The sequence below is a fragment of the Candidatus Pelagibacter sp. PS_41 genome, assembly GCF_059417725.1.
The window spans coordinates 599,044-619,349 of sequence record NZ_CM182062.1; the positions used below are offsets into that span (position 1 = coordinate 599,044).

Here is a 20,306-nt window from a genome sequence, read left to right on the forward strand (position 1 = left end):
AATGGCAAGTAAAACAAATAAAGCTATTAAAATCTCTCAAAAACACCTCCTAGGTATTCAAGATTTATCCATCAATGATGTCAATCTAATTTTAGATGAAGCAAAATCTTTTATTAAATTAAATCAAAGTAAAAGCAAAAAAACAAATATTTTAAATGGTAAGACACAAATCAATTTATTTTTTGAACCTTCTACGAGAACACAAAGTTCGTTTGAACTAGCTGGTAAAAGACTTGGTGCAGATGTCATGTCTATGAATATGGCAAATTCTGCAATTAAAAAAGGTGAAACACTTATAGACACAGCAATGACCTTGAATGCAATGCATCCTGATATTATTGTTATTAGACATCAAGACTCTGGAGCATGTAATCTTTTATCTCAAAAGGTAAATTGTGCTGTACTTAATGCTGGTGATGGAAGTCGTGAACACCCTACTCAAGCTTTATTAGATGCTTTAACGATTATAAATAGAAAAGAAAAAATTGAAGGTTTAAGGATAGCAATTTGTGGTGACATAACACATTCACGTGTTGCAAGATCAAATATTTATCTGCTCAATATGTTAGGAGCAGAAGTTAATATTATTGCACCATCTAATTTAATGCCAAAAGAGATAGAAAAATTTGGAGTAAATACTTTTACAGACATGAAAAAAGGATTAAAGGACTGTGACATTGTGATGATGTTAAGATTACAAAATGAAAGAATGACTAGTTCATTTTTATCTTCAAATAGAGAATACTATGAATATTATGGTTTAACTCCTGACAAACTATTACATGCAAAAGATGATGCATTAATAATGCATCCAGGGCCAATGAATAGAGGTATTGAAATAGATACAAAGTTAGCTGACGATATCAACAGGAGTGTAATTAAAGAACAAGTTGAGCTTGGGGTGGCTGTAAGAATGGCTTGTTTAAAAATATTTTGTGAATAAATGAAAAAACAATATTTTATAAATGCTAATATAATTGATCCTCATAATTCAATTAATGAAAATGGTGGAATGATTATTGCTGAAGATGGTTCTATTGAAGCTATTGGCAAAAAAGTAAACACGAACAATATACCTTCAAGAGAAAAGATTATTGATTTAAAGGGAAAATATATATTTCCAGGATTAGTAGATATGCGAGTTTTTGCAGGTGAGCCAGGTTATGAATACAAGGAAAATTTTAGAACCTTGAGTAATGCGGCTCTTGCTGGCGGCGTAACTTCTGTTGTCACTATGCCAAACACAGATCCTATTATAGATAATGTTTCAATTGTAGATTTTTTAAAAAGACGTGGAAGAGATAAATCTAAAATTAACGTGTTTCCTAGTGCAGCCCTTACAAAAAACATTGAAGGAATTACAATGACAGAATTTGGTCTACTTCAAAGCAGAGGTATAATTGGATTTACAGATGGTATAAAAACTATTCAAAATACTAGATTAATGTCTCGTATAATGAATTCTGCTAAAGATCTTGGGACTTTAATTATGCAGCATGCTGAAGACTATGAGTTATCTAAAAATGGAATGATCAATTCAGGAATTATTGCAACAAAACTAGGACTATCAGGAATATCTTCGGTGGCTGAAAGAATAATTATAGAGAGAGATCTAACGTTACTAGAAAATATAAAGTGTAGATATCATATATCACAAGTATCTGCTGCAAAATCAATTGAAATAATTAAAGAAAGAAAAGAAAAAGTTAAATTTACAACTGGGGTTTCTATAAACAATCTTTCATTAAATGAAAATGATATTGGGGATTTCAGAACCTTCTTAAAATTATCACCACCATTAAGAACAGAAGAAGATAGAATTGGGCTCGTACAAGGGTTAAAGGATGGTACTATTGATGTAATTGTTTCAGATCATAAGCCGGAAGATGAAGAGCAAAAAAGATTAACATTTGCTCAAGCAGCTACCGGTGCATCAGGTATTGAAACGCTACTTTCATTAAGCTTAGAATTATATCATAACGGATCAGTAAAATTAGAAACTATAATTAAAGCACTTACATCAAACCCAGCTAAAATATTAAAAATAAACAAAGGTAATCTTTCAGTCGGAAATGAAGCTGATTTTTGTATAGTTGATATTGATAAACCGTGGATTGTAAAAAAAGAAAAACTGATATCAAAATCTAAAAATACTTCGATAGAAGATAAAAAACTCCAAGGTAAAGTAACAAATACATTTGTAAAAGGTGAAGAACTATTTAAATTATAATAATGGAATATTTATTAATTGCATTAGTATCATATGTTCTTGGTTCTATACCTTTTGGTTTTATACTCACAAAAATATTTTTAAAAAAAGATATTAGAAATATTGGCTCAGGGAATATTGGTGCAACGAATGCCCTAAGAACTGGTAATAAGGCTTTAGGATATACGACATTAGCCCTAGATATAGCAAAAGCAGTTATTCCAGTTTTATTTGTAAAATTTAACTATCCAGAATATGTTTTTATAGCTTCTTTAAGTGCATTTTTGGGTCATGTATTTCCTGTATGGCTAAAATTTAAAGGTGGAAAAGGTGTTGCAACTTATGTTGGTATACTTTTCTCTATAAATATTATTCTAGGTTTTGTTTTTGTTGTTAGTTGGGGAATTATATTTGTCATTTCAAAATTTTCATCTTTATCATCAATAATTGCAAGTTTGGTTATTCCACTTTATTTATTCATTTTTGGAAATCATAATTCAATTTTTTTTATGATAATGTTTATTTTAATACTCTATACTCACAGAGAAAACGTTAAACGCCTGAAAAATAAAGAAGAAACAAAGACAAAAATTTATTGATTTGACTATCAAAAGCTTTTGAGTAGTTTGTTTTATAATGAATCTAGTCATAGTAGAAAGTCCTGCTAAAGCTAAAACTATAAATAAGTATTTAGGTGATAACTATATTGTTTTAGCAAGTTATGGACATATTAGAGATCTTCCATCAAAAAATGGATCTGTTGATCCAGAAAATAATTTTAAAATGGAATGGGAAGTTGATAGTTTTTCTAAAAAATATCTTAAGGAAATTACTGATGCTGCTAAAATTTCTTCAAAAATAATTTTGGCAACAGACCCTGATCGTGAAGGTGAAGCAATAGCATGGCATGTAAAAGAATATTTGAATGAAAAAAAATTAATAAAAGATAAATATGTTGAAAGAGTTGTTTTTAATGAAATAACCAAAAAAGCAGTAGTGCATGGTATTGAAAATCCTAGGCAAATTGAACCCTTACTTGTTGATGCTTATATGGCTAGAAGAGCTCTAGACTACTTAGTTGGCTTTAACATATCACCTATACTGTGGACAAAATTGCCAGGATCAAAATCTGCAGGTCGAGTTCAATCAGTAGCCTTAAAACTTATTACTGAAAGAGAGCATGAAATTGAATTATTTAATCCAGAAGAATTTTGGACACTAAGTATTAAATTTAATGATAATAATAAAAATAGTATTCTTGCTAGCATCACTCAACTAGAGAATAAAAAAATTGAAAAATTTTCATTCAAAAATAAAGATGAAATCGAAAAAGCAATGAATACCGTTAAATCTAAAAAATTTCAAATAAGTGATATTTCTAGCAAAGTTATAAATAGAAATCCTTCTGGTCCATTCACAACTTCTACTCTTCAACAAGTTGCTTCAGGTAGATTAGGGTTTGGAGCATCACGTACAATGCAAATCGCTCAAAAATTGTATCAAGGAATAGAAATTGAGGGAGAAACTATTGGCTTAATTACCTATATGAGAACAGATGGTACAAATCTATCTAAAGATGCTGTGGATACTTTCAGAAAATATATCAAGGATCAGTTCGGAAGTGAATATTTGCCTGATCAGCCAACTAGTTATTCTGGTAAAAAAGCAAAAAATGCTCAAGAAGCACATGAAGCAATCCGTCCAACAGATATTATGCGTGCACCTTCTTCTGTTAAAAAATATTTAAGTCCTGATCAGCATAAATTATATGATTTAATTTGGAGTAGAGCGCTTTCTTCTCAAATGCAACCTGCTCAATTTGATAGAAATACTATTACAATAACTTCAGATGATAATGGAACGATTTGTAAAGCTAGTGGTTCGGTGATTAAATTTGACGGATTCTTAAAAGTTATGAACGATAATAAGAAAGATGAAGATGAAGATATTCTTCCAGAAATGAACAAAGGGCCAATAAATATTGAAGCTTTATTAGACGAACAACACTTTACACAACCTCCTCCAAGATATTCTGAGGCAAGCTTAGTAAAAAAACTAGAAGAATTAGGAATTGGAAGACCATCAACATATGCAAGCATAATATCAGTCATATCAACTAGAGGTTATGCTGAAACTATAAATAAAAGATTTCATCCTACTGACCGAGGAAAATTAATATCTGCATTTCTTGAAAAATTATTTTCTAAATACGTTGATTATAATTTTACTGCTGGATTAGAAAATCAATTAGATGACATAACTACAGGCAAAGAAGGATGGATTAGAGTTCTTGAAATGTTTTGGAAAGATTTCAATCAAAATGTGTCTGATGTTAAAGAAAAAAGAACTAGAGAAGTTTTAGACCTTTTAAATGACAGTCTTGGTAGTTTAATTTTTGAAAGAGATAAAGAAGGTAATATAAATAGACAATGTAAACTTTGTGATACGGGATCATTAAGTTTAAAAAATAGTTTTAGAGGTGGTGCTTTTATAGGTTGTTCAAATTATCCAGAGTGTAAATTTACTAGACCTTTATCTAAAGCTAAAGCAGCTGCTCAATCTCAACTAGCAGAACCAAAGTTTATAGGAAAACATGAAAATGGCAATGACATGTATCTTAAAAATGGAAGATTTGGTCCCTACTTACAATATGAAAAAATTGAAGAATTAAAAGATGAAGCTATTGTTGAAACGAAAAAGAAAAAGAAAACAAAAAAAAAGAAAATAGAAAAAGAAGATAACAATTTAAGAAATGTCTCTATACCTAAAGGAATTACATTAGATAGTGTAGATCTTGATAGAGCTAAATTCTTATGCTCATTACCTAAAAGCTTAGGCATCAACCCTGAAAATCAAAAAGATATTATATTAAATTCTGGTAGATTTGGCCCTTATTTAAAATGTGAAAATAAGTCTGCAAGAATTGAAAATGTAGAAGAAATTTTTTCTATAGGCTTAAATAGAGCAATAACATTAATAGCAGAAGCTAAACCTGGAAGAATGTCGGCATCTATAATTAAAGATCTAGGAGAACATCCTGAGGACAAAAAACCAGTTAGAGTAATGAAGGGTCAATATGGACCTTACATTAAGTATAAATCTTTAAATGCAACTATTCCTGAAGAAAAAGACCCATTGGAGTTAAATATGGAAGAAGCTTTAATATTAATTGAGAAAAGAAAAGAATACGATAGAAATAAAAAAAATAAAAAAAAGAAAAAAGGTAAATAAAAATGAATTATGAAGAAAAAATTAAGGAATTAAAATTAAAATTACCAGAAGCAAGAGATCCTGTAGGTTCATATGTGGCATCAAAAATAATAGGTAAAATGCTTTTTATATCAGGACAAATTTCTACTAATGTAGATGGTGAGCTAATTAAAGGTAAAATTGGCAAAGAATTAAACACTGAAGATGGGTATGAAGCGGCTAAAAGATGTGGTCTAAATATTATCTCACAAGTAAAAAAAGCATGCAATGATGACCTCTCTAAAGTTAAATCATGCGTGAAGTTAACCGGATTTGTAAATTCTACAGAAGATTTTACCGAACAACCAAAAGTAATTAATGGTGCCTCAGACTTAATTGTATCAGTTTTTGGTGAAGCTGGAATGCATACTAGAGCAGCGGTTAGTACTAACAGTTTACCTCTAGGTGTGTCAGTCGAAGTTGATGCAATTTTTGAATTAAACTAAGATCCAATAGCAAAATATTTAATTTTCTGCTCGGTCATTTTTTTTGCTGAATAAATGTTTCGCATATCAAAGATTTTATAATTTTTGTTTTTAACAAGTTTGTTAAAATTTATTGATTTAAAGTCATTCCATTCAGTGTGAATAATAATTAGATCTGAGTTAGAAATTGCAGATTTAATATTATTAGAAAATGTTACATTTTTTAATTTCTTAAAATCATTTTTCTCACCAGTAGGATCAAAGTAATTAATTTTTGCACCTTTTTTATGTAACGAAGGAATCATAGATAAACTGGATGAATCTCTCATATCATCTGTATTTGCTTTAAATGTTACACCTAGAAAGCATATTTTCTTATTTTTTATCTTGTTGTTTAAAATTTCAAAAGTTCGTTTGAGTAATAAAGATGATCTATTGTCATTAGATTTAATTACACTTTTGATTACTGATAAATTTGTTTTAAATTTGTCACTAGTTGAAACAATGGCTTTTGTATCTTTTGGAAAGCATGATCCACCATAAGCTGGACCAGCTCTTAAAAAACGACTACCAATTCTTTTATCAAGACCCATTCCAATAGAAATATCCTCAATATTCACATTTATTTTTTCACATAGATTAGAGAGTTCATTAATGAAGGTTATCTTTGTGGCTAAAAAAGCATTAGACGCATACTTGATTAACTCTGCTGCTCTTCTTGAGGTGTTAATATATTTTGCACCTTTAGATATAAGTGGAGAATAGAGATTTTTTAAAATTTTATTTGATCTTTTATTTGATGTACCTATTACAACTCTGTCAGGGTAAATGAAGTCTCTTATAGCCTCACCTTCCCTTAAAAATTCTGGATTTGAAACAACAGAAAATAACTTTTTTGATATTTTTTTTGATATTATTTTTTCAATTTCATCTCCCGTAGTAACAGGGACAGTCGATTTAGTAATAATAATCTTAAATTTAGCAATAGATCTGCTAATTTCTTTAGCTACATCATAAACTTGTGTTAAATCAGCAGCACTACTATTTTTTTTGGTCGGTGTTCCAACACATATAAAAATTATATCAGATTTTAAAATGGCTTCTTTTAAATTAGTTGTAAATTTTAATCTATTGTTTTTAAAATTCTTTAAAACTAACTCTTCTAAACCAGGCTCATAAATTGGAATAATGCCCTGTTTAAGATTATTAATCTTATCTAAATCTTTATCAACACAAATGACATCATTACCTAAATCAGAAAAGCAAACACCACTTACTAAACCTACATAGCCAGTGCCTATCATACAAAGTTTCATATCTTAGCAATTTCTAAAGTAGAGTTAATATAACCTTTCATTGTTCCACAGTCTAAATATTTGCCACTAAAGTTATGTCCAATAAATCTATAATTTTCATCTATCAAAGATTGAATAGCATCAGTGATATGTATTTCTTTACCACTACCAGGCTTTAACTTTGATAACTTTCTAAAAATTGTTTTAGGCAAAATATACCTACCAATAACAGCATTTTTTGATGGAGCAGATTTAATTGAAGGCTTTTCTACAACATTTTTGATTATAAAATTATTTTTATCAATATTCTTTTTTATATTGTAAATACCCCATCTAGAAACATCTTTCTTATTAACCTTCATGCTCGCCATTACAGCAGAGTTGTATTTTTTATGGATGGAAATCATAGACTTTGAACAATTACTTTTCATTATTAGATCATCAGGTAATAACATTAAAAAATATTTATCTTTAATAAATTTTTTTGTTTTTAAAACAGCATCACCTGTTCCTAATGGTTTTTCTTGGAATACAAATTTAATCATTTTTTTGTATTTTAATATTTTTTTATACTCTTTAATGATCCTTTGGTCTTTTTTCTTTTTAATAATATTTTTATAAAATTTATCGTTATAAAAATAATTCTTTATCATTAATTTTTTTTTTGAGATAATAAAAATAACTTCTTTTATACCAGCATTAATACATTCATCTAAAATATATTCTATTCCAGGTTTACCGTTAATTGGTAAAAGTTCTTTAGCAAAAACACTTGTGAGAGGTAGCAGTCTTGTTCCAAGTCCTGCAAGCGGAATAATTGCTTGTTTAATCATATAAATGTTTTACTTATTAATACTATTATTACAAATGAAATTAATACGAAAGATAGTTGATTTAAATAAGGCAATAATCCATGAGAAAGGACTGGGATTTGTTCCTACAATGGGTGGTTTGCATAAAGGTCATGTTTCACTTATTAATATTTCCAAAAAAAGATGTAAAAAAACTCTAGTAAGTATTTTTGTAAACCCATCACAGTTTAACAGCAAAAAAGATTTTAAAACATATCCTAGAAACCTTAATAAAGACATTAAGCTTCTTAAAAAATTAAAGATTGACTATCTTTTTATTCCTTCAGTAGATCAGATTTATGGTAAAAAAAAATTAAACAAAATTTTATTAAAGAAATCACAAAAAATATTATGTGCTAAATTTAGAAAAGGTCATTTTGAAGGAGTTATTGATGTTTTAGACCGTTTAACAAACATAATAAGTCCAAAAATTATTTGGATGGGTGAAAAAGATTATCAACAATTCTTTTTAGTGCGTAATTTTATTGAGAAAAAATATAAAACTAAAGTTAATGTTTGTAAAACTATCAGAGACTCTAATAAAGCAGCTTTATCTACGAGAAATTTTTTATTAAATGCTCATAATCTAAAAATAGCTGGAACAATTGCTGGTGAATTATTCAAATTAAAGAAATTGATCAAAAAAGATATTAAAGATAAAAACCTAATAAAAAAAGCCTCTCATAATCTTATAAAAAAATTTAATATAAAGATTGAATATTTAGAATGTAGAAATCTTATAAATTTGAGTAAAAAAATTAAAAAACATAATTTCAAGTTATTTGTTGCTTATTATTTAAGTGGTATTCGACTTATAGATAACTTTTAAAGAAAATACGCACTTACTCCTAGAAAAGATACAAAACCAATAACGTCAGTAATTGTTGTAACAAATACACTTGAAGCAATTGCTGGGTCTATGCTCATCCTTTTTAAGGTAATAGGTACAACAATTCCAAATAAACCTGCTACCATCATTGTAATAATCATGGACATAGAAATAATCAATGAAAGTAAATTATCCTGAAACCATATTTGGACTATTAATGCACTAATTACTGCAAAAATAATTCCATTTAAAATACCTATATTAAATTCTTTGAGAATATTTTGTGTAAAATTGTTTTTAGTTAAATCGTTGGTTGCTAAAGTTCTAACTGTTACTGCTAAAGTTTGCATTCCTGCATTACCACCCATTGAAGCAACAATTGGCATTAAAAATGCTAGCACAACCATTTGTTCTATAGTGGCACCAAATAAACTAATAACCCACGTTGCTAGAAAGGCAGTAAATAAATTTAATAATAACCAATTAAATCTACGTCTTGTCTTTTTAAAAACACCATCTGTAATTTCCTCATCTCCTACCCCAGCCAATCTTAAAGCATCTTCTTCTGCTTCTTCTTTAAGGACAGTTAAAATATCATCATACATGATCATTCCAACTAACTTATTAGTTTTGTCTACAACTGCAGCTGAATTTAAATTATAATTTTCAAAAACATGGCCCACTTCTTCTTTGTCCATATCAACAGGAATTAATAATTGAGATTCCGACATAATAGACAACATTTTTGTTTCTCGAGAAGTAGTTAAAACTTTAGAAGAAGGAACAGTTCCTATTGGTTTAAAATCCTCATCTATTATGAAAATTTCTAAAAATTCTTCAGGTAAATCTTTATTATCTCTTAAATAATCTATCGTTTGACCTACAGACCAATTGCTTGGAATTGCTGTAAATTCTCGTTGCATAATTCTTGCTGCTGTATCTTCTGGATAACTTAAACTTTCCAATAATGCGAAACGATCTTTAGGTGGTAAAGAGCTTAATATAGAATTTTTATCTTTTTCTTCTACATTTTCTAATATTGTGATGGCATCGTCAGACTCAAGATTCTTTAAAAGTCTAACAATGCTTTCAGGTGATAGATAGGCTATAATTTCAGATTGTATTGCCTCATTTAATTCAATAAAAACTTGAGGATCGATATTAAATTTATTAAGTTTGATTAAACTTTCTCTATCGCTTTGATTTAAGTGTTCAATAATATCAGCAGCATCAGCTGGATGCATTTCATTAAAAGAATTTGTAATAAATTCAGCATCATTATTGCTAATCTTTGAAGTAACTACTTTTATATACTCTTTGTTAAATTCAAAATTAACTTTTTTATCTTTTATTTTTTTTATTAAAGACATAAATTTACCTATAAATCAATTTTTGCACTAATAGTGTATAATAAGAATAATACAATTTATAAATGAAGATAGAGATAAAAAAGTCAACAAAACCAGTAAAATACCAAGATGCTATAAATTTCTTAGAAAATAGACTGATTGAAATAAATAGTGGTAAAAATAATGAACTAATTTGGATTCTTGAACATGAAGAAGTATTTACCGCTGGTACTAGCTATAAATCAGAGGAAGTTCTCAATAATGAAATAAATCTAGTTAAAACAAATCGTGGTGGCAAAATTACTTATCATGGGCCAGGACAACTAATTTGCTACTTTGTTATCGATTTAAAAAAAAGAGAAAAAGATATTAGAAAATTTATTACATTAATTGAAAAAACAATTATTCAAAGTTTATTAGAATTTAATATCAAAACTTTTGGAGATCCCAAAAATATAGGAATTTGGATTAAGCATAATGATGAAATTAGTAAAGTCGCAGCAATTGGAGTTAGAGTGAGTAAGTGGATTGCTTATCATGGTTTTGCAATCAATATTGATAATGATCTTAATAATTATAAAAAAATAATACCTTGTGGTATTTCAGATAAAGGTGTGACTAATCTTAAAATGATCAATAACCAAAATTATGAGAATTTAAAAGATATCGTTATTGATAAATTTTCTAAGAATTTGGAAGTCTAAGTCTTTTAGTTTTTAAAAGTTTTTTAAAATAATCAGGTAACAAAGCCGTGTAGGTATACTTCTTATCCTTTATCATAAATTTAATTTGATATGAATGTAGCATTAAATTCTTATTAATTGCTTTGTCAGTATTACTAAATTTATATTTTTGGTCTCCATAAATAGGGCATCCGACAGCATAAAGTTGTTTTCTTAATTGGTGTTTTCGTCCCGTTATAGGTTTCATTTCAACTAAACTACATATAGAATTTTTATCTAAAACCTTATAAAGAGTTCTAGCTTTTTCAACTATTTCTTTATCATTATCATACCTTGTTAAATCATTATTCCATTCACCAGAGTCTTTCTCTAGTTCTCCATGACAAATGGCAAGATAAGTTTTGTGAACTTTTCTTAGTCTAAAGAGAGATGTTAATAGTTGGGCTGACTCTCTATGTTTAGCCATAATAAAAACACCTGAGGTATCTTTATCTAATCTATGAACTGAAAAAGGTTTGGTATTTTGAAAAATCTCACTTCGAGCAAAAATATCTACTAGATTTTTTTTAGACTTAGTTCCACCTTGAACCGAAATACCTGCACTCTTATTTAAAACAATAAAATCTTCGTTGTTATCAATAATCAAATCCTCATTTTCCTTAATAACCTCCTCTGTAGGAACAAATTTAATTGTTTTTTGAACTATAGTTTCTTTAAAATCAAAATTAAAAATATTAATCACATCACCAGTTTTAACTTTATGTGAGCTTTTTACTTTTTTAGTGTTTATTTTTATTTTTCCACTTTTTAAACTTTTTTCAATTAAGCTTTGTGGATAATTGCCAAGATTATTACGAATCCATCTATCGATACGCATATCGTTAAACGTTGAATCAACGTTGAATGACTTTTTCATGATGTTATATTATTATATAAAAATTAAGCAGTAGCTAATTTTTTCTCTTCAGTTTTATCTTTTGAAACGTCTTTTTTCTTTCTATCAACTCTTTTAGCTTCTACATCTCTATCAACAAATTCAATTACTGCCATTGGTGCATTGTCACCATATCTAAAACCTGCCTTAACTATTCGAGTATAACCACCATTTCTAGAAGCATATCTTTTAGATAAAGTCTTTTTAACCTTATTTGCTGATGAAATATCTTGTAGTTTTGACATTAACATTTTTGTAGTTTGTAAAGTTTCTTTTTTTCCAAGTGTTATAATCTTGTCTGCTTGGGGTTTTAGGAATTTAGCCTTTGGAAGTGTCGTTGTAATCTGTTCATATTTTATTAAAGAATTTAGCATATTCTTCAGTAAAGCTTTTCTATGTTCAGAAGTTCTGTTTAACTTCTTATTGGTCATTCCGTGTCTCATTAGATCTGTTCCTCTAACTTCTTAGACATTTCAGCAATATTTTCTGGTGGCCAGTTAGGTATTTCCATACCGAGATATAAAGACATGCCAGTTAATACTTCTTTAATCTCATTTAATGACTTTCTACCAAAATTAGGTGTTCTAAGCATTTCACCTTCAGATTTTTGAACTAAATCACCAATGTAAATGATGTTATCATTCTTTAAGCAATTCATAGAACGTACTGACAATTCAAGTTCATCAACTTTTCTTAATAAGTTCTTATTAAATTCTGGTTCAGTTGACACTTCTTTTATAGGAGCTTCAACTGGTTCATCAAAATTAACAAACATATTTAGTTGATCTTGAAAAATTCTAGCAGAATAAGCAACTGCATCTTCAGCTGAAATTGAACCATTTGTTTCAACTTCCATAGTTAATTTATCATAATCAAGAGCCTTTCCTTCTCTAGCTGTGCTAACAGAAAAAGAAACTTTTTTAACTGGGCTATATAAAGAGTCTATTGCTATTAAACCTAATGGTGGTTCTTCTGGTTTATTCATTACAGCTGGAACGTAACCTTTACCTGTGCCAACATTCATTTCCATATGAAAATGTGTATTTTCATCAAGATTACAGATAACTAAATCTGGATTTAAAATTTCAATATCAGTAACTGGTGTTATATCAGAGGCTTTAATTTCACCAGGACCTTTAGCGTCTAAAATAAGTTTTTTAGTACTTTCAGATGAGCTTTTTAATGCTAAAGATTTAACGTTAAGAACTATATCTGTAACATCTTCTCTAACACCTTTTATAGATGTAAATTCATGTAGCACACCATCAATTTGAATAGAGGTTACAGCGGCTCCTCTTATAGATGAAAGTAAAATTCTTCTTAGTGAATTTCCTAATGTTAATCCATAACCTTTTTCTAAAGGTTCTGCTACAATTTTTGCATGTGATTTATCATCATTAATTTTTACATCTAATTGGGCTGGTTTAATTAATGCTTTCCAATTTTTTGCATTTACATTTAAACTTTCCATTTATTAAACTCTCCTTTTTTTTGGTGGTCTTACGCCGTTATGTGGCATTGGTGTAGTATCTTTAATTGAAAGAATTTTAAAACCTCTTGCTTGTAAAGCTCTCAAAGCAGTTTCTCTTCCTGAACCAGGTCCTTTAACCTCAACTGATAAAGTTTTCATTCCGTACTCTAAAGCTTTAGATGCGGCAGAGTCTGCAGCAATTTGTGCAGCATATGGAGTTGATTTTCTTGAACCTTTAAATCCTTTTTGTCCTGCCGAAGCCCATGAAATAACGTTACCATTAGTATCTGCGATTGATATTATTGTATTATTAAATGTTGATTGCACATAAGCAATACCATTAAGAATATTTTTCTTTATCTTCTTCTTTTTAGAATATGAGCTTTTTTTAGATTTCTTATCAGCTTTTTTTTCTACAACAGCATCCTTATTTTCAACTTTGTCAACTTTAGCCATAAATAAATTATTTTTTAAGTGGTGTTAATTTTTTTCCTGCAATCGCGATCGCCTTACCTTTTCTTGTTCTTGCATTACATCTTGTTCTTTGCCCTCTAACAGGAAGTTTTTTTCTGTGACGAGACCCTCTGTAACAAGCAAGATCGATTAATCTTTTTATAGTTAAAGAATAATCTCTTCTTAAGTCACCCTCTACTTTAAAGTTTGAGTCAATATATTCTCTAATTTTTAGAATATCTTCGTCAGTAAGTTCATTAATTCTTTTTTCTCTGGGAATTTCAAGTGATGTACAAATTTGATTAGAAAACTTATCACCAATACCATAGATATAGGTAAGTCCTATGTGAACAAGTTTGTTTTGCGGAATATTTACACCTGCTATACGAGCCATATTTTTGAGAATAAATTTAGCCTTTTATATAAGAAGATGTTCCAAAGTCAACGTCTTAAACCTTAAGAATATCATTAATTTTATTGGTAATTTGACCAATTTCATCTGCTCCATCAATTTCTGTGAAATTTGAATTTTTAATATAAAAATCTAATACAGGTTTTGTAGCCGTCATATAAGTATCGTATCTTGCGATGACCACTTCTAAATTATCATCTTTTCTTTTTTTTAAATGTTCAGCACCACAGGGATGTAATTCAATTTCTTTTTTGTTAAAATAAACGTTTAAAGTCATATTGCATATATCACAGGTCATTCTTCCCATAATACGTTTTTCAATAATATCTCTTGAAACATTTAAGAATATTGTATGACCTATAGATTGATTAAATTCATTCAATATAATTTCTAAATTAATTGCTTGCTCGACATTTCTTGGGTAGCCATCAAATATAATTCTATCTCTAAATTTTAAATTAGTAATTGATTGTTTCAGCAATTTATTCACTATTTCATCTGAAACAAATTTTCCGTTTGAAATAAGTTCTTCAATTTCACTTCCAAGTTCAGTATTTAGCTTAACTTCATTTCTTAATAAATTACCCGTTGATAATTGAAAATAATTATGCTCCTTTACAATGAACTGTGCTTGAGTCCCCTTTCCAGCACCTGGGGGTCCAAATAAAATTATATTCACGATTTTTACTTACCGAATTTTGTTTTTTTTATTAATTGCTCGTATTGAGAACTCATTAATCTAGTTTGTATTTGAGTTACGGTATCAATTGCTACAACAACAACAATTAGGATTGATGTTCCACCCAAGTAAAAAGGTATTGGATAATTTGCAATTAAAAACTCAGGCATTAAACAGACTAATGTTAAATAAAGAGCGCCTATTGTTGTAAGTTTTGTTATAATTTTTTCAATATATAATGCTGTATTTTCACCAGGTCTAATTCCAGGAACAAACCCTCCATATTTTCTTAAATTATCTGCAGTCTCAGTCGGATTAAAAGTAATTGAGGTATAAAAAAAAGTAAAAAATATTATTCCTGAAGCATATAAGATCATATAAAGAGGCTGACCTTGTGTAAAATAAGAACTTATATTTAAAAATGTATCATTGTCAGAAAAGCTAAATCCTGAAAAAGTCACTGGTAATAACAATAAAGCAGAAGCAAAAATAGCAGGAATAACTCCAGCTTGGTTTATCTTTAAAGGTAAATGAGAAGACTCTCCACCATACATTTTATTCCCCATTTGTCTTTTTGGATAGTTTATAAGAATTTTTCTTAATGCTCTTTCCATAAAAACGATAAACATTATTGTGGCAATTAATAAAACAAATATTGCTATAATCATGAATGTTGAAACAGCTCCTGTTCTACCTAATTCAAAAGTAGTAACTAAAGCTCTTGGTATTTCAGCAACTATACCAGCAAAAATAATTAATGAGATACCGTTTCCAATCCCTCTTTGTGTAATTTGCTCACCTAACCACATTAAAAACATTGTGCCAGCAACAATAGTTGAAACAGTAGTTATTTTAAAAAATAGACCCGGGTTTATAACTAAGTTTGGTGAAGACTCTAGACCAATCGATAACCCGTAACCTTGAATTGTAGCAAGCAAAACAGTTCCGTATCTTGTAATTTGAGTAATTTTTGCTCTACCCGTCTCACCTTGAGATTTCAAATGCTTAAAGTAATCAGAAACACCAGTTAACAACTGAACAATAATAGATGAGGAAATATAAGGCATTATTCCTAATGCAAATATAGCCATTCTACTAACGGCTCCTCCTGCAAAAACATTAAACATGCCTAGCAACCCTTTTTGATTACCATCCATCATTACCTGCAATTGATCTGGGTCAATACCTGGAAGAGGTACAAATGTACCAAATCTGTAGACTGCTAGAATAAATATTGTAAAAATTATTCGATTTTTAAGATCATTAGTTTGAGAAGATGCACTCATAATATCTTAATTATTTTTTTAACTGTATTGATCCACCTGCTTTTTCAAGTTTTTCTACTGCGGACTTTGAGATTAAATCAGCTTCAATATTTATTTTATCTTTGATCTCTCCTGTACCAAGGATTTTTAATTTATCTGAGTTTTTATTAATTAATTTTAATTTTTTTAATAAAGCTATGTTAATAACATCACCTGAATTGATAGTCTTTTCATCAATAAATGATTGAATTTTTTCTAAATTAATAATTGCAATTGCTGCCTGGTATCTTTTAATTGCATTAAATCCTCTTTTAGGCAGCCTTCTATATAAAGGCATTTGTCCACCTTCAAAAGCTTTTATTGCTACACCAGATCTTGACTTTTGACCTTTCACACCTCTTCCAGATGTTTTACCCTTACCAGATCCAATACCCCTACCTACTCTAATTTTTTTCTTTGTAACTTTTCCCGTTGTATTAAGTGTGCTCATTATCCTCTTTTTTCAATTACATCAGAAATTTTTTTATTTCTAATTGTTGCTATGTGTTTTGGTGAATTTTGTTTTGATAAAGCTTTCATTGTTGCTCTAATCATATTATGTGGGTTAGATGTTCCCATAGATTTTGCAACAATATCTTTTATACCTAAAACCTCACACACAGACCTAACAGGTCCACCGGCAATAATACCAGTTCCTTTAGGAGCTGATCTTAAAACAATTTTACCAGCACCATCTTTGCCATAAACATCATGGTGGATAGTTCTTCCTTCTCTAAGTGGAATATGTATTAATTTTCTACGTGCTGTTTCATTAGCTTTCTTTATAGCATCAGGTACTTGTTTTGCTTTTGCGTGAGCTATACCAATTTTTCCTGCTTGATTTCCAACAACCACAAGCGCTGAAAAACCAAATCTACGTCCACCTTTTACAACTTTTGTAATTCTATTGATGTGAACTAATTTTTCTAAGATACCGTCATCGTTCTTATTTTTAAAATCCATAATTAAAATTCCATTCCATTTTTACGTAAAGTATCAGCAAAAGCCTTAACTCTACCGTGATATTTATATATTCCTCTATCAAAATATATTTTTGTTATCTTTTTTTCTTGTGCTTTTTTTGCTAATTTTTCAGCTACAATTTTTGAAATTTCAGTTTTGTTATTTTTATCCATTGCCCTGATATCTTTTTCTACAGATGAGCAAGAGACCACAGTTATATTTTTTGTATCATCAATAATTTGAGCTGAAATATTATTCGCAGATCTAGAAATACTCAATCTTAATCTGTCTGGAGAAGATACTTTTTTTAACTTTCCAGTTACTCTAAACTTTTTTCTTTGAATTGTGTTTAATTTCATTATTTTTTCTTTCCTTCTTTTCTTAAAATATACTGTCCTTTTTCTCTTATACCTTTGCCCTTATAAGGTTCTGGCTTTCTAAAAGATTTTATTTTTGAAACAACCATTCCCACTTGTTGTTTGTCTGATCCACTAACTTTAACTATAGTTTGTTTTTCTACAGTAATTTTAATACCTTCAGGGATATCAAAGTTTATATCATGACTGTAACCTAGCTGTAAATTTAGCTGTTTGTCTTTAAGGGCAGCTCTATAACCAACTCCTACAAGCTCAAGTGTTTTTTCATAGCCTGTACTTGAACCAATTACTGCATTATTTATCAGACTTCTATTCATACCCCATAATCTTTTTGAATTTTGATCTAATTTTTTTGGTTTAATTGATATTTCTTTGCCTTCAGCAATATCTACATTAAACATATCTAAATCAACGTTTAACGATTTTTTACCTAATGGCCCCTCTATGTTCAAAACATTGCCAGATAGAACTGCTTTTACTTTTTCTGGGATTGAAATACTTATTTTACCAATTTTAGACATTAAAATACCTTACAAATAATTTCGCCACCTACTTTTTGTTTTCTCGCCTCAATATCAGTCATTACACCTTTTGGTGTTGATACAATTGCTATTCCAAGACCACCATTAATTTTTGGTAAGCTATCAGCACTAGAAAAAATTCTTCTTCCTGGTTTAGACACTCTTTCAAAAGTGCTAATTACTGGATTTCCTGAGTAATACTTAAGGTCAACAGATAATGTTGGTTTTTTATCATCTGTTTCAATTTTATAATCTTTTATAAAGCCTTCACTTTTTAAAATATCTGCAATCTTAACTTTAAAGTTAGAAGAAGGCAGTGATACTTTTTTATGGTTTCTCAGTAGGGCGTTCTTTATTCTTGCAATCATATCCCCAATTGGGTCACTTAAACTCATATTATCCTTTCTACCAACTGGACTTAGTCATGCCAGGAATTAATCCATGCAGTCCCAAGTCTCTTAAGGCTATTCTTGATATTTTTAATTTTCTGTAAACACCATGCGGTCTACCTGTAATTTGACATCTATTCATAACTCTACTTTTTGCAGAATTACGTGGTAACTTTGATAATTTTTGTTGAGCTTTAAATCTTTCTTCTAATGATATTTTCTTATCCATTACAATCTTCTTTAAAGCTTGTCTCTTTTTATAAAGCCTATCAGAAAGTTTAATTCTCTTATTATTTTTATTAATTGCGCTTACTTTTGCCATTTTTAATTATCTCCTTTTTTAATGAACGGGAAATTAAGTTTTTCTAGTAGAGCAAAACTATGCTCTTTACTTATCGCAGAAATCACGACAACAATATCAAGACCTCTAATTTTATCAATTCTATCAAAGTTAACTTCAGGAAAAATTATATGTTCTTTGATGCCAAAAGTATAATTTCCAAACTTATCAAAACCCTTAGGTGATAAGCCTCTAAAATCTTTAATTCTAGGTAATGCAATATTCACTAATCTATCTATAAATTCATACATCTTGTTACCTCTTAACGTAACTTTTAATCCTGCATTTGTGCCTTTTCTTGTCTTAAAATTTGCAACTGATTTTTTAAATTTAGTAACAACTGGTTTTTGGCCAGCAATTTTTCCTAAATCTTCTTCAGTAGATTTCATAATTTTTGCATCCGCACCATCTAAACCTAGACCCATATTTATAACTACTTTTTGTAATTTTGGACCCATGTAAGTGTTTTTAAAACCAAGCTGCTCTTTTAACTTTGGCTGGATTTCTTTGTAATAAAGTTCTTTTAATCTAGGTGTCATTATTTCTTAGCCTCAATTTTTTTTGCTTTCGATTTGTCATCAACAAGTTTTAAATTAGATAAATGAATAAAGCTCTCTTTAGAAATTATTCCACCTTTTTTTTCTTTTGTTGTTTTGACGTGTTTTTTAACAATGTTAATTCCTTGAACTTTTGCTCTATTATTAGGTCTATCAATTTCTATAACTTCACCTTCTTTTTTTCTATCTCTTCCAGTTAAAATTCTCACTTTTAAACCTTTTTTAATCATTATAAAACCTCTGGAGCCAATGAAATAATCTTCATTTGACCTCTATTTCTTAATTCTCTTGTTACAGGACCAAAAATTCTTGTGCCAACAGGTTCACCTTTGTCATCAACTAGAACAGCTGCATTGTTATCAAATCTAACTTTAGACCCATCATCTCTATGAATGCCTTTCTTAACTCTTACTACTACAGCTTTATGAACTGATCCTTTTTTTACCTTACCTTTTGGTAAAGCTTCTTTAACAGCAATTACAATGGTATCTCCAATGCTTGCATATCTACGTTTAGAACCACCTAAAACTTTGATACATTCAATTCTTTTTGCACCAGTGTTATCAGCTACTAATAATTCTGTTTGTACTTGTATCATTTAGATCCATCCATTACTTGAAACTTTTTATTTTTTGAAAAAGGCTTACTTTCAATAATTGAAACCGTGTCTCCAATTTTATATTTATTTTTTTCATCATGAGCGTTGTATTTTTTTCTTACTTTAACAACTTTCTTTAATACGGGATGTGAATATTTTCTTTCAACTGAAACAGTTATAGTTTTATTGGCTTTATCGCTAGTTACCACTCCTGTTAATATTTTTTTAGGCATTTAGCTTTCCTTTTAGTATAGTTTTTAATCTTGCTATAGTTTTTTTAGTCTGTCCTATTTTAGATGGATTTGTAACTTGTGAGTTAATTTTTTGAAATCTAAAATTAAATAAATCTTTTTTTAATTTATCAATATTCTTGATAACTTCATCTTTTGATAATTTTTTAATTTCTTGTTTTTTCATT

Annotated in this window: 28 protein-coding genes; 7 read left to right on the plus strand and 21 right to left on the minus strand. The window is 29.0% G+C overall.

From position 1 onward, the window contains the following. Nucleotide 1 precedes the first annotated feature (1 nt). From AC5SL8_RS03275 to AC5SL8_RS03295, 5 genes are read left to right on the plus strand one after another with little or no spacing between them, the layout of a single operon-like run. On the plus strand, nt 2-943 hold the full coding sequence (locus tag AC5SL8_RS03275; protein WP_494580769.1) for an aspartate carbamoyltransferase catalytic subunit: 942 nt from the start codon (nt 2-4) through the stop codon (nt 941-943). Continuing rightward, the gene (pyrC, locus tag AC5SL8_RS03280; protein WP_494580770.1) at nt 944-2,230 is read left to right on the plus strand and encodes a dihydroorotase; all 1,287 of its coding nucleotides are present in this window, start codon (nt 944-946) and stop codon (nt 2,228-2,230) included. It begins immediately after the preceding gene. 2 nt (nt 2,231-2,232) lie between these two features. Next, nucleotides 2,233-2,808, plus strand: coding sequence for a glycerol-3-phosphate 1-O-acyltransferase PlsY (plsY, locus tag AC5SL8_RS03285; RefSeq protein WP_494580771.1), 576 nt, complete (start codon nt 2,233-2,235; stop codon nt 2,806-2,808). 37 nt (nt 2,809-2,845) lie between these two features. Continuing rightward, complete coding sequence (gene topA, locus AC5SL8_RS03290) at nt 2,846-5,440, plus strand: type I DNA topoisomerase (protein ID WP_494580772.1); 2,595 nt, start codon at nt 2,846-2,848, stop codon at nt 5,438-5,440. 2 nt (nt 5,441-5,442) lie between these two features. Beyond that, the gene (locus tag AC5SL8_RS03295; protein WP_494580773.1) at nt 5,443-5,904 is read left to right on the plus strand and encodes a RidA family protein; all 462 of its coding nucleotides are present in this window, start codon (nt 5,443-5,445) and stop codon (nt 5,902-5,904) included. Here AC5SL8_RS03295 and AC5SL8_RS03300 read toward each other — a convergent pair. Both AC5SL8_RS03300 and AC5SL8_RS03305 read right to left on the minus strand, forming a co-directional pair. Beyond that, the gene (locus AC5SL8_RS03300) at nt 5,901-7,199 is read right to left on the minus strand and encodes a UDP-glucose dehydrogenase family protein (protein ID WP_494580774.1); all 1,299 of its coding nucleotides are present in this window, start codon (nt 7,197-7,199) and stop codon (nt 5,901-5,903) included. The two genes, AC5SL8_RS03295 and AC5SL8_RS03300, sit on opposite strands and share 4 nt — an antisense overlap. Next, a complete protein-coding gene (locus AC5SL8_RS03305) occupies nt 7,196-8,011 on the minus strand; it encodes a sugar phosphate nucleotidyltransferase (RefSeq protein ID WP_494580775.1) in 816 nt (271 codons plus the stop codon). The genes AC5SL8_RS03300 and AC5SL8_RS03305 overlap by 4 nt, the downstream gene beginning before the upstream one ends. 4 nt (nt 8,012-8,015) lie before the next feature. On the opposite strand from AC5SL8_RS03305, the gene panC reads away from it, so the two are divergent. Beyond that, the gene (panC, locus tag AC5SL8_RS03310) at nt 8,016-8,858 is read left to right on the plus strand and encodes a pantoate--beta-alanine ligase (RefSeq protein ID WP_494580776.1); all 843 of its coding nucleotides are present in this window, start codon (nt 8,016-8,018) and stop codon (nt 8,856-8,858) included. On the opposite strand, the gene mgtE is transcribed toward panC, so the two are convergent. Next, entirely contained in the window at nt 8,855-10,228 is a 1,374-nt protein-coding gene (gene mgtE / locus AC5SL8_RS03315) for a magnesium transporter (RefSeq protein ID WP_494580777.1), read from the minus strand. The genes panC and mgtE overlap by 4 nt on opposite strands. Before the next feature lie 62 nt (nt 10,229-10,290). Here mgtE and lipB point away from each other — a divergent pair, with 62 nt between their 5' ends. Further along, the gene (gene lipB, locus AC5SL8_RS03320) at nt 10,291-10,911 is read left to right on the plus strand and encodes a lipoyl(octanoyl) transferase LipB (protein ID WP_494580778.1); all 621 of its coding nucleotides are present in this window, start codon (nt 10,291-10,293) and stop codon (nt 10,909-10,911) included. Here the strand turns inward: lipB and AC5SL8_RS03325 are convergent. Genes AC5SL8_RS03325 through rpmC form a run of 18 tightly spaced genes read right to left on the minus strand, consistent with a single transcriptional unit; the run spans nt 10,892 to nt 20,305 of the window. Next, nucleotides 10,892-11,806, minus strand: coding sequence for an RluA family pseudouridine synthase (locus AC5SL8_RS03325; protein WP_494580779.1), 915 nt, complete (start codon nt 11,804-11,806; stop codon nt 10,892-10,894). The two genes, lipB and AC5SL8_RS03325, sit on opposite strands and share 20 nt — an antisense overlap. Before the next feature lie 23 nt (nt 11,807-11,829). After that, the gene (gene rplQ, locus AC5SL8_RS03330) at nt 11,830-12,267 is read right to left on the minus strand and encodes a 50S ribosomal protein L17 (RefSeq protein ID WP_494580780.1); all 438 of its coding nucleotides are present in this window, start codon (nt 12,265-12,267) and stop codon (nt 11,830-11,832) included. Continuing rightward, nucleotides 12,267-13,295 (minus strand): DNA-directed RNA polymerase subunit alpha, encoded by a 1,029-nt coding sequence (locus AC5SL8_RS03335; protein WP_494580781.1) that lies wholly within the window; start codon nt 13,293-13,295, stop codon nt 12,267-12,269. Before AC5SL8_RS03335 ends, rplQ begins: the two co-directional genes overlap by 1 nt. 3 nt (nt 13,296-13,298) lie before the next feature. After that, on the minus strand, nt 13,299-13,751 hold the full coding sequence (gene rpsK, locus AC5SL8_RS03340) for a 30S ribosomal protein S11 (protein WP_494573615.1): 453 nt from the start codon (nt 13,749-13,751) through the stop codon (nt 13,299-13,301). Between the two features lie 7 nt (nt 13,752-13,758). Continuing rightward, the gene (rpsM, locus tag AC5SL8_RS03345; RefSeq protein WP_494573614.1) at nt 13,759-14,142 is read right to left on the minus strand and encodes a 30S ribosomal protein S13; all 384 of its coding nucleotides are present in this window, start codon (nt 14,140-14,142) and stop codon (nt 13,759-13,761) included. A gap of 55 nt (nt 14,143-14,197) precedes the next feature. Then, the gene (locus AC5SL8_RS03350) at nt 14,198-14,839 is read right to left on the minus strand and encodes an adenylate kinase (RefSeq protein ID WP_494580782.1); all 642 of its coding nucleotides are present in this window, start codon (nt 14,837-14,839) and stop codon (nt 14,198-14,200) included. 5 nt (nt 14,840-14,844) lie between these two features. After that, nucleotides 14,845-16,125 (minus strand): preprotein translocase subunit SecY, encoded by a 1,281-nt coding sequence (secY, locus tag AC5SL8_RS03355; protein ID WP_494573612.1) that lies wholly within the window; start codon nt 16,123-16,125, stop codon nt 14,845-14,847. A 10-nt stretch (nt 16,126-16,135) separates the two neighbouring features. Beyond that, nucleotides 16,136-16,594, minus strand: a complete 459-nt coding sequence (rplO, locus tag AC5SL8_RS03360; protein WP_494580783.1) for a 50S ribosomal protein L15 — start codon at nt 16,592-16,594, stop codon at nt 16,136-16,138. Then, nucleotides 16,594-17,106 (minus strand): 30S ribosomal protein S5, encoded by a 513-nt coding sequence (gene rpsE / locus AC5SL8_RS03365; protein ID WP_494573610.1) that lies wholly within the window; start codon nt 17,104-17,106, stop codon nt 16,594-16,596. Before rpsE ends, rplO begins: the two co-directional genes overlap by 1 nt. Before the next feature lie 2 nt (nt 17,107-17,108). Beyond that, nucleotides 17,109-17,465 (minus strand): 50S ribosomal protein L18, encoded by a 357-nt coding sequence (rplR, locus tag AC5SL8_RS03370; RefSeq protein WP_494580784.1) that lies wholly within the window; start codon nt 17,463-17,465, stop codon nt 17,109-17,111. Further along, on the minus strand, nt 17,465-18,004 hold the full coding sequence (rplF, locus tag AC5SL8_RS03375; RefSeq protein WP_494580785.1) for a 50S ribosomal protein L6: 540 nt from the start codon (nt 18,002-18,004) through the stop codon (nt 17,465-17,467). The genes rplR and rplF overlap by 1 nt, the downstream gene beginning before the upstream one ends. Next, nucleotides 18,004-18,399 (minus strand): 30S ribosomal protein S8, encoded by a 396-nt coding sequence (rpsH, locus tag AC5SL8_RS03380; RefSeq protein ID WP_347186777.1) that lies wholly within the window; start codon nt 18,397-18,399, stop codon nt 18,004-18,006. Before rpsH ends, rplF begins: the two co-directional genes overlap by 1 nt. 10 nt (nt 18,400-18,409) lie before the next feature. Next, on the minus strand, nt 18,410-18,715 hold the full coding sequence (gene rpsN / locus AC5SL8_RS03385; protein WP_494579004.1) for a 30S ribosomal protein S14: 306 nt from the start codon (nt 18,713-18,715) through the stop codon (nt 18,410-18,412). A gap of 2 nt (nt 18,716-18,717) precedes the next feature. Then, entirely contained in the window at nt 18,718-19,272 is a 555-nt protein-coding gene (gene rplE / locus AC5SL8_RS03390) for a 50S ribosomal protein L5 (RefSeq protein ID WP_494579006.1), read from the minus strand. After that, a complete protein-coding gene (rplX, locus tag AC5SL8_RS03395) occupies nt 19,272-19,520 on the minus strand; it encodes a 50S ribosomal protein L24 (protein ID WP_347186774.1) in 249 nt (82 codons plus the stop codon). Before rplX ends, rplE begins: the two co-directional genes overlap by 1 nt. Continuing rightward, on the minus strand, nt 19,520-19,888 hold the full coding sequence (gene rplN, locus AC5SL8_RS03400) for a 50S ribosomal protein L14 (protein ID WP_347186773.1): 369 nt from the start codon (nt 19,886-19,888) through the stop codon (nt 19,520-19,522). Before rplN ends, rplX begins: the two co-directional genes overlap by 1 nt. Further along, entirely contained in the window at nt 19,885-20,121 is a 237-nt protein-coding gene (gene rpsQ / locus AC5SL8_RS03405) for a 30S ribosomal protein S17 (RefSeq protein WP_494573608.1), read from the minus strand. The genes rplN and rpsQ overlap by 4 nt, the downstream gene beginning before the upstream one ends. Beyond that, on the minus strand, nt 20,114-20,305 hold the full coding sequence (gene rpmC / locus AC5SL8_RS03410) for a 50S ribosomal protein L29 (RefSeq protein WP_347186771.1): 192 nt from the start codon (nt 20,303-20,305) through the stop codon (nt 20,114-20,116). Before rpmC ends, rpsQ begins: the two co-directional genes overlap by 8 nt. Between the last annotated feature and the right edge of the window lies 1 nt (nt 20,306).

What these genes read in the sequence shown, in the direction of transcription:
- rpsK (WP_494573615.1), bottom strand. Translation starts at nt 13,751, where the DNA reads ATGGCTAAAGTTGACAAAGTTGAAAATAAGGATGCTGTTGTAGAAAAA.
- mgtE (WP_494580777.1), bottom strand. Translation starts at nt 10,228, where the DNA reads ATGTCTTTAATAAAAAAAATAAAAGATAAAAAAGTTAATTTTGAATTT.
- pyrC (WP_494580770.1), top strand. Translation starts at nt 944, where the DNA reads ATGAAAAAACAATATTTTATAAATGCTAATATAATTGATCCTCATAAT.
- rpsQ (WP_494573608.1), bottom strand. Translation starts at nt 20,121, where the DNA reads ATGCCTAAAAAAATATTAACAGGAGTGGTAACTAGCGATAAAGCCAAT.
- rplF (WP_494580785.1), bottom strand. Translation starts at nt 18,004, where the DNA reads ATGTCTAAAATTGGTAAAATAAGTATTTCAATCCCAGAAAAAGTAAAA.
- lipB (WP_494580778.1), top strand. Translation starts at nt 10,291, where the DNA reads ATGAAGATAGAGATAAAAAAGTCAACAAAACCAGTAAAATACCAAGAT.
- rpsN (WP_494579004.1), bottom strand. Translation starts at nt 18,715, where the DNA reads ATGGCAAAAGTAAGCGCAATTAATAAAAATAATAAGAGAATTAAACTT.
- rplE (WP_494579006.1), bottom strand. Translation starts at nt 19,272, where the DNA reads ATGACACCTAGATTAAAAGAACTTTATTACAAAGAAATCCAGCCAAAG.
- rplR (WP_494580784.1), bottom strand. Translation starts at nt 17,465, where the DNA reads ATGAAATTAAACACAATTCAAAGAAAAAAGTTTAGAGTAACTGGAAAG.
- secY (WP_494573612.1), bottom strand. Translation starts at nt 16,125, where the DNA reads ATGAGTGCATCTTCTCAAACTAATGATCTTAAAAATCGAATAATTTTT.
- rpsH (WP_347186777.1), bottom strand. Translation starts at nt 18,399, where the DNA reads ATGAGTTTAAGTGACCCAATTGGGGATATGATTGCAAGAATAAAGAAC.
- rpsE (WP_494573610.1), bottom strand. Translation starts at nt 17,106, where the DNA reads ATGGATTTTAAAAATAAGAACGATGACGGTATCTTAGAAAAATTAGTT.
- rplO (WP_494580783.1), bottom strand. Translation starts at nt 16,594, where the DNA reads ATGAGCACACTTAATACAACGGGAAAAGTTACAAAGAAAAAAATTAGA.
- AC5SL8_RS03335 (WP_494580781.1), bottom strand. Translation starts at nt 13,295, where the DNA reads ATGGAAAGTTTAAATGTAAATGCAAAAAATTGGAAAGCATTAATTAAA.
- rpsM (WP_494573614.1), bottom strand. Translation starts at nt 14,142, where the DNA reads ATGGCTCGTATAGCAGGTGTAAATATTCCGCAAAACAAACTTGTTCAC.
- panC (WP_494580776.1), top strand. Translation starts at nt 8,016, where the DNA reads ATGTTTTACTTATTAATACTATTATTACAAATGAAATTAATACGAAAG.
- rpmC (WP_347186771.1), bottom strand. Translation starts at nt 20,305, where the DNA reads ATGAAAAAACAAGAAATTAAAAAATTATCAAAAGATGAAGTTATCAAG.
- rplN (WP_347186773.1), bottom strand. Translation starts at nt 19,888, where the DNA reads ATGATACAAGTACAAACAGAATTATTAGTAGCTGATAACACTGGTGCA.
- rplX (WP_347186774.1), bottom strand. Translation starts at nt 19,520, where the DNA reads ATGATTAAAAAAGGTTTAAAAGTGAGAATTTTAACTGGAAGAGATAGA.
- AC5SL8_RS03295 (WP_494580773.1), top strand. Translation starts at nt 5,443, where the DNA reads ATGAATTATGAAGAAAAAATTAAGGAATTAAAATTAAAATTACCAGAA.
- plsY (WP_494580771.1), top strand. Translation starts at nt 2,233, where the DNA reads ATGGAATATTTATTAATTGCATTAGTATCATATGTTCTTGGTTCTATA.
- AC5SL8_RS03275 (WP_494580769.1), top strand. Translation starts at nt 2, where the DNA reads ATGGCAAGTAAAACAAATAAAGCTATTAAAATCTCTCAAAAACACCTC.
- rplQ (WP_494580780.1), bottom strand. Translation starts at nt 12,267, where the DNA reads ATGAGACACGGAATGACCAATAAGAAGTTAAACAGAACTTCTGAACAT.
- AC5SL8_RS03305 (WP_494580775.1), bottom strand. Translation starts at nt 8,011, where the DNA reads ATGATTAAACAAGCAATTATTCCGCTTGCAGGACTTGGAACAAGACTG.
- AC5SL8_RS03300 (WP_494580774.1), bottom strand. Translation starts at nt 7,199, where the DNA reads ATGAAACTTTGTATGATAGGCACTGGCTATGTAGGTTTAGTAAGTGGT.
- topA (WP_494580772.1), top strand. Translation starts at nt 2,846, where the DNA reads ATGAATCTAGTCATAGTAGAAAGTCCTGCTAAAGCTAAAACTATAAAT.
- AC5SL8_RS03325 (WP_494580779.1), bottom strand. Translation starts at nt 11,806, where the DNA reads ATGAAAAAGTCATTCAACGTTGATTCAACGTTTAACGATATGCGTATC.